The organism is Streptomyces sp. NPDC090106 (genome assembly GCF_044747265.1).
In the GTDB taxonomy this organism is placed as follows: domain Bacteria; phylum Actinomycetota; class Actinomycetes; order Streptomycetales; family Streptomycetaceae; genus Streptomyces.
Genome location: NZ_JBIVDS010000005.1, coordinates 47,696 through 60,345 on the forward strand (window position 1 = coordinate 47,696; position 12,650 = coordinate 60,345).

11 protein-coding genes, 1 other RNA gene and 1 pseudogene are annotated in these 12,650 nt (G+C 73.4%); 9 read left to right on the forward strand and 4 right to left on the reverse strand.

The annotated features are described in order from the left end of the window. Positions 1-102: 102 nt before the first annotated feature. Together ACIPSE_RS17270 and ACIPSE_RS17275 are read left to right on the forward strand one after the other, a co-directional pair. Positions 103-1,179 (forward strand): Zn-dependent alcohol dehydrogenase, encoded by a 1,077-nt coding sequence (locus ACIPSE_RS17270; RefSeq protein WP_401663247.1) that lies wholly within the window; start codon positions 103-105, stop codon positions 1,177-1,179. 21 nt (positions 1,180-1,200) lie between these two features. After that, the gene (locus tag ACIPSE_RS17275; protein WP_401663249.1) at positions 1,201-2,142 is read left to right on the forward strand and encodes a 3-oxoacyl-ACP reductase; all 942 of its coding nucleotides are present in this window, start codon (positions 1,201-1,203) and stop codon (positions 2,140-2,142) included. An 85-nt stretch (positions 2,143-2,227) separates the two neighbouring features. Here the strand turns inward: ACIPSE_RS17275 and ACIPSE_RS17280 are convergent, their stop codons facing one another. Both ACIPSE_RS17280 and ACIPSE_RS17285 read right to left on the reverse strand, forming a co-directional pair. Further along, a complete protein-coding gene (locus ACIPSE_RS17280; RefSeq protein ID WP_401663251.1) occupies positions 2,228-2,386 on the reverse strand; it encodes a hypothetical protein in 159 nt (52 codons plus the stop codon). 97 nt (positions 2,387-2,483) lie between these two features. Further along, on the reverse strand, positions 2,484-3,785 hold the full coding sequence (locus tag ACIPSE_RS17285; RefSeq protein ID WP_401663253.1) for a hypothetical protein: 1,302 nt from the start codon (positions 3,783-3,785) through the stop codon (positions 2,484-2,486). Positions 3,786-3,972: 187 nt separating this feature from the next. On the opposite strand from ACIPSE_RS17285, the gene ACIPSE_RS17290 reads away from it, so the two are divergent. The 3 genes from ACIPSE_RS17290 to ACIPSE_RS17300 are packed head-to-tail and all read left to right on the forward strand — an operon-like array spanning position 3,973 to position 6,827. Next, positions 3,973-4,872: a Nif3-like dinuclear metal center hexameric protein gene (locus ACIPSE_RS17290; RefSeq protein ID WP_401663256.1), complete on the forward strand. Its 900-nt coding sequence runs from the start codon at positions 3,973-3,975 to the stop codon at positions 4,870-4,872. Further along, the gene (locus ACIPSE_RS17295) at positions 4,869-5,612 is read left to right on the forward strand and encodes a zinc ribbon domain-containing protein (RefSeq protein ID WP_401664444.1); all 744 of its coding nucleotides are present in this window, start codon (positions 4,869-4,871) and stop codon (positions 5,610-5,612) included. Before ACIPSE_RS17290 ends, ACIPSE_RS17295 begins: the two co-directional genes overlap by 4 nt. Before the next feature lie 12 nt (positions 5,613-5,624). Next, complete coding sequence (locus ACIPSE_RS17300; RefSeq protein WP_401663258.1) at positions 5,625-6,827, forward strand: bifunctional RNase H/acid phosphatase; 1,203 nt, start codon at positions 5,625-5,627, stop codon at positions 6,825-6,827. Here the strand turns inward: ACIPSE_RS17300 and ACIPSE_RS17305 are convergent. Continuing rightward, positions 6,810-7,433: a bifunctional 4-hydroxy-2-oxoglutarate aldolase/2-dehydro-3-deoxy-phosphogluconate aldolase gene (locus ACIPSE_RS17305; RefSeq protein ID WP_401663261.1), complete on the reverse strand. Its 624-nt coding sequence runs from the start codon at positions 7,431-7,433 to the stop codon at positions 6,810-6,812. The genes ACIPSE_RS17300 and ACIPSE_RS17305 overlap by 18 nt on opposite strands. A gap of 485 nt (positions 7,434-7,918) precedes the next feature. Further along, positions 7,919-8,701: a peroxide stress protein YaaA gene (gene yaaA / locus ACIPSE_RS17310; protein ID WP_401664445.1), complete on the reverse strand. Its 783-nt coding sequence runs from the start codon at positions 8,699-8,701 to the stop codon at positions 7,919-7,921. Between the two features lie 97 nt (positions 8,702-8,798). Here yaaA and ACIPSE_RS17315 point away from each other — a divergent pair, with 97 nt between their 5' ends. From ACIPSE_RS17315 to rnpB, 4 genes and pseudogenes are all read left to right on the forward strand, one after another. Next, on the forward strand, positions 8,799-10,226 hold the full coding sequence (locus tag ACIPSE_RS17315) for an RNB domain-containing ribonuclease (RefSeq protein WP_401663264.1): 1,428 nt from the start codon (positions 8,799-8,801) through the stop codon (positions 10,224-10,226). Positions 10,227-10,297: 71 nt separating this feature from the next. Beyond that, a complete protein-coding gene (locus ACIPSE_RS17320; protein ID WP_401663266.1) occupies positions 10,298-11,143 on the forward strand; it encodes an AraC family transcriptional regulator in 846 nt (281 codons plus the stop codon). Between the two features lie 37 nt (positions 11,144-11,180). Beyond that, positions 11,181-11,930, forward strand: a pseudogene (locus ACIPSE_RS17325) (DMT family transporter); the annotation flags it as partial. Between the two features lie 103 nt (positions 11,931-12,033). Beyond that, positions 12,034-12,441: RNase P RNA component class A (gene rnpB / locus ACIPSE_RS17330), an RNA gene on the forward strand. The last annotated feature ends 209 nt before the right edge of the window (positions 12,442-12,650 follow it).

Consider the following 12,650-nt stretch of genomic DNA (forward strand, 5'->3'; position numbering starts at 1 on the left):
AGCCGACCCACCTGAGCCGATCCACCTGAGCCGATCCACCTGAGCCGATCCGCCCGAGCCGCACATCCGCTGGACCAAGCCTCTGCTGAGGGGAGCCGCACCATGCGCGCAGCCGTACTGCACGAGATCGGCCAGGACAAGCTGGAGGTCCTCGACGACGTGGAGGTGACGGGGTTCGGTCCCGGACGGGTCAGGATCCGGGTCCGGGCCGCCGGGCTCTGCCACTCGGACCTGTCCGCCATGAGCGGTGTGCTGCCGCAGCCCGGACCGTTCGTGCCCGGCCACGAGGGCGCGGGGGAGATCCTCGAAGTCGGCGAGGGCGTCAGCCACTTGAAGCCGGGCGACCGGGTCGTCGTCTGCTGGCTGCCCGCCTGCGGGGCCTGTCCCGCCTGCAAGCGCGGCCAGACCGAGCTGTGTCTGGCCGGCTTCATGAACGCGGGCACCCCCAACTTCAGGCGCCCCGGCGGCGACGTCTTCGGCTTCGCCGGGACCGGCACCTTCACCGAGGAGGTCGTCGTCGACGCGGGCTGCGCGGTACCGATACCCGACGACGTGCCCTTCGACGTGGCCGCGCTCATCGGCTGCGGGGTGACCACGGGGCTCGGCGCCGCCCTCAACACCGCCGACGTGGAAGCCGGTTCGTCCGTCGCCGTGATCGGCTGCGGCGGCGTGGGCATCTCCGCCATCCAGGGTGCCCGGCTCAAGGGCGCCGCCGAGATCGTCGCCGTCGACCCGGTCGCCTCCCGCCGCGAGTCCGCCCTCAGGTTCGGCGCCACCCGAGCCGTCTCGCCCGACGAACTGGCCGACGCCAAGCAGCAGGTGACCGCGGGCGAGGGCTTCGACTACGTCTTCGAGGTCGTCGGCCGCTCCGCCACCGCCCGCACCGCCTACGACACCACCCGGCGCGGCGGCACCCTGGTCGTCGTCGGCGCGGGCGCCATGGACGACTTCCTCCAGCTCAACATGTTCGAGCTGTTCTTCGACGAGAAGCGGATCCTTCCGTCCATGTACGGCGGCGGCGACGTGCTGACCTCCTACGAGCGCACCATCGCCCTGTGGCGGGCCGGCCGGATCGACCTGGAAGGGCTCATCACCCACCGGGTGCCGCTCGCCGACATCAACGAGGCCCTGGACCAGATGCGCACCGGCACCGCGCTCCGCACCTGCATCGAGATCTGAGGCCACGAGGGGAACCGGACCATGTCACTGCCACTCGACGGACTGACGGCGATCGTCACCGGAGCCGGCCGCGGACTCGGCCGCGCCGAGGCACTCGAACTCGCCCGGCTCGGCGCCGCCGTCGTCGTCAACGACTTCGGGCAGCCCGGCCGCGACGGCTCGGGCGAGGCCTCCGCCGGCCCCGCCCAGCAGGTCGCCGACGAGATCGTCGCGTCCGGCGGCCGAGCGCTCGCGCACACCGGCGACGTCGCCGACTTCCCCCAGGCCCGCGAACTGGTGGAGTCGGCCGTCGCGGAGTTCGGCCGGCTCGACATCCTCGTCAACAACGCCGGCATCCTGCGGGACCGCATGGTGTTCTCCATGACGGAGGGCGAGTGGGACGCGGTGATCCGGGTCCACCTCAAGGGGCACTTCAACACCACCCACTTCGCCGCCGCGCACTGGCGGGAGCGGGCCAAGGCGTCCGGAGCTCCGGTGTACGGGCGGATCGTGAACACCTCCTCGGAGGCGTTCCTCGCGGGCTCCGCCGGACAGCCCAACTACGCTGCGGCCAAAGGCGGGATCGTCGGGCTCACCACCTCCACGGCGCTCGCCCTCGCCAAGTACGGCGTCACCGCCAACGTGATCTGCCCGCGCGCCCGCACCCGGATGACCGAGGACGTCTTCGCCGGGTTCGAGCAGCCGACGGAGGGGCTCGACCCGCTCGCCCCCGAGCATGTCGCCCCGCTCGTCGGCTACTTGGCCTCGCCCGCCGCCGCCCGCGTCAACGGGCAGTTGCTCGTCGTGCACGGAGGGATGATCGCCATCGTCGAACGGCCGCGGGTCCGGGAGAAGTTCGACAGCAAGCAGGAGACGTTCAGTTACGACGAGCTGGACGCCGTCCTCACCCCGCACTACGCCGGGCGGCCGGTGGAGGAGACGTTCGCGGCGGCCGAGGTGCTGGCCCTGAAGAGGGCCACCTGAGCGGGGTTCCCCCAGCAGGGGCAGGAGCTGAAAAGGGCCGAGCCCCGCTCCCGGTGACGGGAACGGGGCTCGGCCCCGAACGTGCTCAGGCAGCCGTCTCGGTCTCCTCGACCGCCACCTGCCTGCGGTGCCGGCCGCGCGGGGACGTGTCCCCGTCGTGGTCCGAGATCTGGCCGCGATGCCGGCCGTGGCCCGTCGAGGCCTCGTCTGCGTGCGGCGGCTGGATCGTGCGTGCGTCGCTCATCGGAAGAAACTCACCCCGTCAACATGATCTTTCTAACAGCCGGGAGAGTTTATCCGGCCCCCGGCGGGGCGAATCCAGGCGGCCACGCCAACCGGCACTACTTCGTTACAAGACGTCCCAGGGGCGCCTTCCCCAGTGGCACCGGGCGGGGCGCGGCGGGCTCCGGAGGGCCGGATTCCGAGGACGCCGACGACTGCGCCCCCTCGTCCTGCTGCCGACCCTCCGGGCCCGTTTCCCCCGCACCCCCGTCTTCCCCCGGCTCCCTTTTCCCCGTGTCCCCCGTGGCTTCCACGTCCCCCGTGTTCCCCAAGTCCCCCGTGTTCCCCAAGTCCCCTGTGTTCCCCAAGTCCCCTGTGTCTCCTGTGCCCATGGACGGTGCCGTCCTGGCCGGTGCCGTCAACTCCAGCACCCCGCAGGGCACGTCCTCCGTGGCGTACGGCAGGCGCAGCACCCCCTCCGGGGTCCACAGGCCGGTGCCCGCCAACCACCCGAAGGGCGCGGCGAGATGGTGCATCCGCCGTCCGTCGGGCCGCCACATCCCGACCCAGCTCCCCACCGGGCCGTCCACACGCAGCGCCACCGCGCAGCTCTCCGGCATCAGCACCTGCCCCGGCTGGACCGCGAACGGCGTCACCGCGCAGTCCGGCACCCGCAGGCTCTCCGGGAACCGCACCGGCAGCGTGCTGCCGAGCACGCCCCACCCGAGCCGCTCCTCACCGGGCGCGGTGGAGCTGATGAGCAGCAGCCCGCTATCCGGGTCGGCCAGCAGCAGCCGGTCGTCGCTGCCCGCGGCGATCTGGAGCAGCGGCGACACCTCGCCGTCGCGTTCCAGGTCCACCACGATCGACTTGGTGCACCCGCCGACCTCACGGTCCAGGACCAGCATCCGCCCCGTCCGGTCCAGCCACACCCCGCCCGAGCAGCGGCCGGGGATCTCGGCGAGATGCTCGGGTCCGAAGGCGCCCCCGGCGACCAGCCACACCGTGCTGGAGCGCCGGCCCACCGCGAGCGCGTACGCCTTCTCCCCGCCCGGCGCGGGCGGCAGCAGCCGCAGCAGGGTGCCTTCGTCCGGACACTCGACCGCGCCGAGCGGCAGCTCGCCGGTGTCGGGGCCGGTCGGGTAGAGGAGGGAGAAGGCGTGCCGTCCGTCGGCGTACCGCCGGATCAGGACCCGGCCGTCGCCCATCGGGTGCACCTCGGTGCCGGGCTCCTCCGGCTGGTTGCCCGGCAGCGGCACGGCGTACGGCGCGGGGCCGTCCAGTGTCCAGCGCTCGGGGTACCAGGAGTCGCCGTCCAGGGTGAGGCGGGCGGCGTAGGAACCGTCCGCGGTGATCACACACCGCGTCGGCTCGCCCTCGTCACCCGGGCTGGTCGTGGGCTCGATCGCACAGGCCGTCATCGTTCGGTCACCTCCGGCCACGAAGCTAGTTTTCGTACGCACGGACGGGGGAGGAGGCGGCGACCGCTTCACACAAAGGGGTGGCCCAGGAACGATTCGCCTGAGGAGATCGGGGCGATTGTGCTGCGCGGGGTCAGGGGGAGCCGGACCGGTGCGGGGGCGCGGAACGGCCAGGTAGCCTTTGTCCGTGTCCCGTCTGTCTGAAGCCTCCTCGCCGTCCGGCGTCCCCGCGCCCCGTCTGTCGGACGTCGTGGCCGCGCTGGAGAACCTGTGGCCCGCCGCGCGGGCCGAGTCCTGGGACGCGGTGGGCACCGTCGTCGGCGACCCGGACCAGCGGATCACGCGGGTGCTGTTCGCGGTGGACCCGGTCCAGGAGATCGTCGACGAGGCCGTGAAGCTGGGCGCCGACCTGCTGGTCACGCACCACCCGCTCTACCTGCGCGGTACGACGACGGTGGCGGCGAGCCACTTCAAGGGCCGGGTCGTGCACACCCTCATCAAGAACGACATCGCCCTGCACGTCGCCCACACCAACGCCGACACCGCCGACCCGGGTGTCTCCGACGCCCTCGCCGGCGCGCTGGACGTCCGTGTGGTGGGGCCGCTGGTGCCGGACGCGACCGACCCGGGCGGGCGCCGCGGCCTCGGCCGGATCTGCGAGCTCGACCACCCGCTGACCGTCCGCGAGCTGGCCGCGCGGGCCGCCGAGCGGCTGCCCGCCACCGCGCAGGGCATCCGGGTGGCCGGCGATCCGGAGGCCGTGGTGCGCACGCTCGCCGTCAGCGGCGGCTCCGGTGACAGCCTGTTCGACCAGGTGCGCGCCGCCGGTGTCGACGCCTTCCTCACCGCCGACCTGCGCCACCACCCGGTGTCGGAGGCCGTCGCACAGACCCCCCTCGCGCTGCTCGACGCGGCGCACTGGGCCACCGAATGGCCCTGGTGCGAGCTGGCCGCGACCCAGCTCGACGAGATCTCCGACCGCAACGGATGGGGCCTGAGGGTCCACGTCTCCAAGACGGTCACCGACCCCTGGACCGCCCACGCGGCGTCCAACCAGACCTCTAGCCCCATGGGAGCCCCCAACTGAACGCCGCGCCCGCCGACCAGATCCGTCTCCTCGACGTCCAGGCCCTCGACGTACGCCTCCAGCAGCTCGCCCACAAGCGCCGGTCGCTGCCCGAGCACGCCGAGATCGAGTCGCTCGGCAAGGACCTCACGCAGCTGCGCGACCTGCTCGTCGCCGCGCAGACCGAGGAGAGCGACACCGCCCGCGAGCAGACCAAGGCCGAGCAGGACGTCGACCAGGTCCGCCAGCGCGCCGCCCGCGACCAGCAGCGACTGGACTCCGGCGCGGTCACCTCGCCCAAGGACCTGGAGAACCTCCAGCGCGAGATCGCCTCCCTCGCCAAGCGCCAGGGCGACCTGGAGGACATCGTCCTGGAGGTCATGGAGCGCCGGGAGTCCGCGCAGGAGCGGGTCGCCGAGCTGACCGAGCGCGTCGGCTCCGTGCAGGGCCGCATCGACGACGCGACCGCGCGCCGCGACGACGCGTTCGCGACGCTGGACGGCGAGACGGCCACGGTCACCAAGGAGCGCGAGGTCGTCTCCGTCTCCGTCCCCGCCGACCTGCTCAAGCTGTACGACAAGCTGCGCGAGCAGCAGGGCGGCATCGGCGCCGCGAAGCTCTACCAGCGCACCTGCCAGGGCTGCCGTCAGGAGCTGGCGATCACCGACATCAACGAGATCCGCAAGGCCGCCCCCGACACGGTCGTGCGCTGCGAGAACTGCCGCCGCATCCTGGTGCGCACGTCCGAGTCCGGGCTGTAAGGGGCTTCACGCGTGCGGGAGTTCATCGTCGAGGCCGACGGCGGTTCCCGGGGCAACCCGGGGCCGGCCGGGTACGGCTCCGTCGTCATCGACGCCGTCACGGGTGAAACGCTCGTGGAGCGCGCCGAGTTCATCGGCGTCGCCACCAACAACGTCGCCGAGTACCGGGGACTGCTCGCGGGCCTGCGCGCGGCGCACGAGCTGGACCCGGCCGCCTCGGTGCACGTCCGCATGGACTCCAAGCTCGTCGTCGAGCAGATGTCGGGCCGCTGGAAGATCAAGCACCCCGACATGAAGCCCCTCGCCCTCGACGCTGCCCGCATCCACCCGCCCGACCGGGTCACCTACGAGTGGATCCCCCGGGAGCAGAACAAACAGGCCGACAGACTCGCCAACGAGGCGATGGACGCGGGCGCCCGGGGCGAACAGTGGTCGGAGTCCGGGGCCGGCCCCGCGCGGGCCGGTGGCGCCGCCGTGGCGTCCGCCGCCGTCGCGTCCGGCACCGTCAAGGCCGGCGCCGGCAAGGCCGGGGCCGATGTGCGGGCCGCCGAGCAGGTGGCCGGTGCGGGGTGGGCGCCCGCCGACATGGGGGCGCCCGCGACCTTCGTGCTGTTGCGGCACGGGGAGACGCCGCTCACCCCGCAGAAGCGGTTCTCCGGCAGCGGGGGCACCGATCCGGAGCTCTCCGCCGTGGGCCTGGAGCAGGCGGCGCGGGTCGCCGAGGCGCTCGCCCGGCGGGGGACGGTCCAGCACATCCTGGCCTCGCCCCTCACCCGTACCCGGCAGACGGCCGCCGCGGTCGCCGAGCGGCTCGGGATCGAGGTGGGCGTCGAGGATGGCATCCGGGAGACGGACTTCGGGGCGTGGGAGGGACTCACGTTCGGTGAGGTCCGCGAGCGCCACCCGGACGACCTGAACCGCTGGCTCGCCGACCCGGACGCCGAACCCACCGGCGGCGGCGAGAGTTTCGCGGCCACCGCCACCCGGATCGCCGCCACCCGCGACCGGCTGGTCGCCGCGTACGCGGGCCGCACGGTCCTGCTGGTCACCCATGTCACGCCGATCAAGACGTTCGTGCGGCTCGCCCTCGGCGCCCCGCCGGAGTCGCTGTTCCGGATGGAACTGAGCGCGGCCTCCCTGTCGGCGGTGGCGTACTACGCCGACGGCAACGCCAGCGTCCGTCTGTTCAACGACACGTCACACCTGCGTCCGTAGCCCCGAGGCCGTGCGGGCCAGCGCCTCCACCCGGCCCCAGTCCCGCGCGGCGATCGCGTCCGCGGGAAGCATCCAAGTGCCGCCCACGCACCCGACGTTGGGCAGCGACAGATAGTCCGGCGCGTTCGCCGGGCCGATCCCGCCCGTGGGACAGAAGCGCGCCTGCGGCAACGGCCCGGCGATGGACCGCAGATACGCCGTGCCGCCCGCGGCCTGCGCCGGGAAGAACTTCATCTCCCGCACCCCGCGCTCCAGCAGCGCCACGACCTCCGACACGGTCGACACCCCCGGCAGGAACGGCACCCCGGCCGCCCGCATCGCCTCCAGCAGCGCGTCCGTCCAGCCGGGGGAGACCAGGAACCGCGCCCCGGCCCCGACGGCGTCCCGCACCTGCTCCGGCGTGAGCACGGTCCCCGCCCCGACCACCGCCTCCGGCACCGCGTGCGCGATCGCCCGTATCGCGTCGAGCGCGACCGGCGTCCGCAGCGTCACCTCGATCGCGGGCAGCCCTCCGGCGACCAGCGCACGGGCGAGCGGTACGGCGTCGGCGGCGTCCTCGATCACGACGACGGGCACGACGGGGGCGAGGTCCAGCACGGAGGTCATGGCGACATCCTGCCGTCGCCGTGCAGCATGCGCAAAGACCATTGCGCATGCTGCAACAGGCCTCGCCGAGGGGCCTGCCAGGGAGTCAGCGGGTCTCGCCGGGGAGCCCACCGGGAGCCGACGGGCCTCGCCGGGGGAGCCAGCCCGGAGCCGGCTGATCCCGCCGGATGGCCTGCCCGGCAGCCAGCGGGTCTCGCGGGTCTCGCGGGGAGGCCTGTCTCGGAGTCGGCGGGCCTCGCTGGGGGAGCCCGCTGGGAGCCGGCTGATCCCGCCAGGGGAGCCCGCCAGGGAGCCGGCGGGCCTCGCGGGGTGGCCTGCCCAGGAGTCAGAGGGTCTCGCCGGGCGGCCTGCCCGGGACCAGCGGACCTCACCGGGGAGCCCGCCCGGAAGTCGGCGGACCTCACCGGGTGGCCCAAGGGCCGACAGGCCTTGCCGGGGAGCCCGGTACGGGCCCGACGGACCTCGCCGCCCGACCCCCGGAGGGCTCAGTGGATCTCGTCCACCAGCACGTCCAGCGCCCAGGCCGTCCCCGCCTTCGCCGGCGCCGCCGCCTCCACCTCGTAGCCCAGGTCCCGCAGCGCCTCCACCAGCTCGGCGGGCCCCGCGGGCGCGATCCCGGACGTCAGCAGACTCCGTACGATCCGCCCCTTCGTCGCCTTGTTGAAGTGGCTGACGACCTTCCGCGTCGGCGCGTGCAGCACCCGCACGCTCGCCGTCCGCCCGGCCACCTCGCCCTTCGGCTTCCACGCGGCGGCGTACGCGGAGGACCGCAGGTCCAGCACCAGCCCCCGCCCCGCCGCCTCCGGCATCACCTCGGCCATCGGCGCCCGCCAGTGCGCCCCGAGCGCCCCCAGCCCCGGCAGCCTCACACCCATGGAGCAGCGGTAGGACGGGATCCGGTCCGCGACCCCGACGGCACCCCACAGCCCGGAGAACACGAGCAGCTGCCGGGCGGCGCGCCGCTTCGCGGCGGCGTCGAGGGAGGCCAGGTCCAGCGCGTCGTACAGGACGCCCGTGTAGATCTCCCCGGCGGGCCGCGCCCCCGCGGACAGCAGCTCGGCGTTCTTGCCGATCTCGCCGCGCAGCCCCTCGCTCAGCCCGAGCACCTCCCGCGCCTTCTCCTCGTCCCCGGCGCACAGCTCGACCAGCTCCCCGAGGACGGCCGTACGGGCCTCGGTGAGTCCCGGCAGCGACAGCGACTCCGGCTTCAGCGGGGCGCCACGACCGGAGGAGGCCTTGCCTTCGGACGGCGGCAACAGGACAAGCACGGGCGGGATCTCCTTCACCAGGCGGTTCATGACGCGATGCGGCACCGGCACAGCGTACGGGGTGCCCCTGGGCGGACCCGGCTCTACGCTCGCTGGTATGCCCCGCCGCCTCATCCGTGTGACCGGCGCACCCGAAGCCCCCCTCCGGGCCGCCCTCACCGCACTCCGCACCGAACTGGGCGTACCCGGGCCGTACCCGCCCGAGGCCCTCGCGGAGGCGGCCCGTCCGCCCGCCCTCCCGTCGTACGACGCGACCGGCATCCCCCTCTTCACCATCGACCCGCCCGCCTCCGTCGACCTCGACCAGGCGATGCACCTCTCCCGCCGCGGCCACGGCTACCGCGTCCGGTACGCCATCGCCGACGTCGCCGCGTTCGTCGTCCCCGGCGGCGCGCTCGACGCGGAGACCCACCGCCGCGTCACCACGCTCTACTTCCCCGACGAGCGCGTCCCCCTGCACCCGACCCCGCTCAGCGAGGGCGCGGCGAGCCTGCTCCCCGACCAGACGTGCCCCGCCGCCCTGTGGACGATCGACCTGGACGCGGACGGCCGCACCACCGCCGTCGACGTACGCCGCGCCCTGGTGCGCAGCCGGGCCAAGCTCGACTACGAGGGAGTGCAGAAGGAGATCGACACCGGGACGGCCGAGGAACCGCTCGCCCTGCTGAAGGAGATCGGCGAGCTGCGCGAGCGACAGGAGGTCGAGCGGGGCGGCATCTCCCTGAACGTCCCCGAACAGGAGATCGCCGAACGCGACGGCGTCTACGAGCTCGGCTACCGCGCCCCGCTGCCCGCCGACGCCTGGAACGCCCAGATCTCCCTGCTCACCGGCATGGCCGCCGCCGATGTGATGCTCACCCACGGCACCGGAGTGCTGCGCACCCTGCCCGCCGCCCCCGACGGCGCGGTCGGCCGGCTGCGCCGCACCGCCCACGCCCTGCGCATCGACTGGCCCCACCACGTCTCGTACGCGGCGCTGGTCCGCTCCCTGGACCCCGCGCTCCCGCACCACGCGGCGTTCCTCCAGGAGTGCACGACCCTGCTGCGCGGCGCCGGTTACACGGTCTTCCGCGACGGCGTCCTGCCCGAGATCACCACCCACTCGGCGGTCGCCGCCCCCTACGCCCACTGCACCGCCCCGCTGCGCCGCCTCGTCGACCGCTACGCCTCGGAGATCTGCCTCGCGGCGGTCGCCGGGGACGAGGTGCCCGACTGGGTGACGGCCGCCCTCGACACCCTGCCCCGGGAGATGGCCGAGGGCGGACGGCGGGCGAACGCGGTCGAGCGCGCCTGCGTGGACATCGTGGAGGCGGCGCTCCTCAAGGACCGGGTGGGGGAGCTGTTCGACGGCACGGTCGTGGAGACCGAGGAACGCCGACCCGCCGTCGGAGTAGTCCAGTTGGAGACCCCGGCGGTCATCGGCCGGCTGGAGGGCCCGACCCCCCTGCCGCTCGGCGAACGCCTCCGCGTCCGCCTCACCCAGGCCGACCCCGAAGCCCGCACGGTGCGTTTCACGCCCGCGTGAGCACCGCGGAATTCCTGACAGGGAAACGGCGCTGACGGTTGTCTGACAGTTGTGTCGGTGGGGAGCGCGGTATGGGTGAACGGGCTGAGTGGACGAGGGCGCGGCTGGGCCGCTGCGGCCCGCGCCTGGACCTGCTGACGGCGAGCTTCGACAAGCACGTGTACGCCCCGCACGCCCACGACGAGTTCACGGTCGGCGTCTGCGTCGGCGGCAGCGAGATCATCGACTACCGGGGCGGACGCTTCGAGACCGGGCCGGGCAGCATCGTCGTCCTGGCACCCGGGGAGGTCCACACGGGAGGCCCCGGCAACGCGACGGACGGCTACGCCTACCGCGCCCTGTACGCGGCGACGTCCCTGCTCTCCGACGGCACCCTCGGCGTCCCCCACTTCCCGGAACCGGCCCTGGACGACCCCGAACTCGCCCACGCCCTGCGTCTGACCCACACGGAACTCAGCGCCTGCCCCGACCCCCTGGAGGCCGAGTCCCGGCTGCCCTGGCTCCTGACGGCTCTCGCCCGCCGCCACTCCACGGCACGCCCGGCGGACGACTGGCTGCCGGGCGCGGCGACCGCCACCCACGTCTCCCACGCGGTACGCGACCGCCTCGCCGACGAACTGCTCGACCCTCCGTCCCTCGCCGAGCTGGCCGCCGAGCTGGGCCTGTCCCGCTACCAGCTCCTGCGCGCCTTCCGTACGACGATGGGGCTGCCGCCGTACGCCTGGCTCGCCCAGTACCGCGTCCACCGGGCCAGGCGCCTGCTGGAGAGCGGGCTGCGGCCCGCCGAGGTCGCGACGGCGGTGGGCTTCGCCGACCAGGCGCATCTGACCCGCTGGTTCCGGCGGGTGCTGGGGGTGACGCCGGCGGCGTACCGCAACAGCGTTCAAGACGGGCGACGCGCGCGGCGGCCAGCATGACCGTATGACTGCACGCGGCTGGTTCCTGTTCTCCCTGATGGGAGTGGTGTGGGGCATCCCCTACCTGTTGATCAAGGTGGCGGTGGAGGCCCCGCTGTCCCCGTCCATGGTGGTGTTCACCCGCTGTGCCCTGGGCGCGGCGCTCCTGCTCCCCTTCGCGATCCGCCAGGGCGGCCTCCTGCGCACTCTGCGGACGCACTGGCTGCCGATGCTGGCCTTCGCGTGCATCGAGATCATCGGCCCGTGGTTCACGCTCACGGACGCGGAACGCCACCTGTCCAGCTCGACGGCGGGCCTGCTGATCGCGGGCGTGCCGATCGTGGGGGTGTTCCTGGCCCGCTTCTTCGGGGCGACCGAGCGGCTGGGTGCCCGCAGGGCGACCGGGCTGGGCTTGGGCCTGGCGGGGGTGGCGGTCCTGACCGTCCCCCACCTGACCGGCGGGGACGCCCGCTCGCTGGCCGAGGTCTTCCTGACGGTGCTCGGCTACGCGACGGCACCCCTGATCGCCGCCCGCCGCCTCAAGGACGTCCCCACGCTCCAGCTGACGGCCCCGTGCCTGGCCCTGGCGGCCCTGGTGTACGCCCCGGGGGCGGCGCTGACCTGGCCGGACGAGATGCCGTCGGCCTCGGTCCTGACGGCCCTGGCGGTCCTCGGCGCGATCTGCACGGCCCTCGCCTTCGTGGCCTTCCTGGAGCTGATCAAGGAGGTGGGCCCGACGCGGGCGACGGTCTTCACGTACGTCAACCCGGCGGTCGCGGTGGCGGCGGGCGCACTGTTCCTGGGCGAGGAACTGTCGCTGGGCATCGGCGCGGCCTTCACCCTCATCCTCGCCGGATCGGTCCTGGCGACGGCGGCCCCTCGCAGGCCGGTAGCATGGACCCCACGGCAGACGAGCCGGGCGGACGGCCGCGTGAAGTCCCTCTGACGAGGGCTTCCCGAGGAACGTCCGGGCTCCACAGGGCAGGGTGGTGGCTAACGGCCACCCGGGGTGACCCGCGGGACAGTGCCACAGAAAACAGACCGCCCGGCGCTTCGGCACCGGGTAAGGGTGAAACGGTGGTGTAAGAGACCACCAGCGCCTGAGGTGACTCAGGCGGCTAGGTAAACCCCACCTGGAGCAAGGTCAAAAGGAGCGCCGTAAAAAGCGCTCTGCGGAGACGTTCGAGGGCTGCCCGCCCGAGTCCCCGGGTAGACCGCACGAGGCCGGTGGCAACACCGGCCCTAGATGGATGGCCGTCGCCGGGAGGACCGTGAGGTCCCCCCGGACACAGAACCCGGCGTACGGCCCGGCTCGTCTGCCGCTCTCCACGCGATCACCTCGCCGAGATGCTGAAAGCGCCCTGTCACCGGCCGACGTGCGCCGCGACGGTGTCTCCATCCGTCGACTGGTCCTCTCCTCGATGAGGCCGGACAGGGCGGCTTCCAACAGCCTTTATTAGTATGAAAATCTGATCGCCATGGGGAATGGTCACGGTACCGAGGACGCGGTGCAATGGGTTCTGCAGCC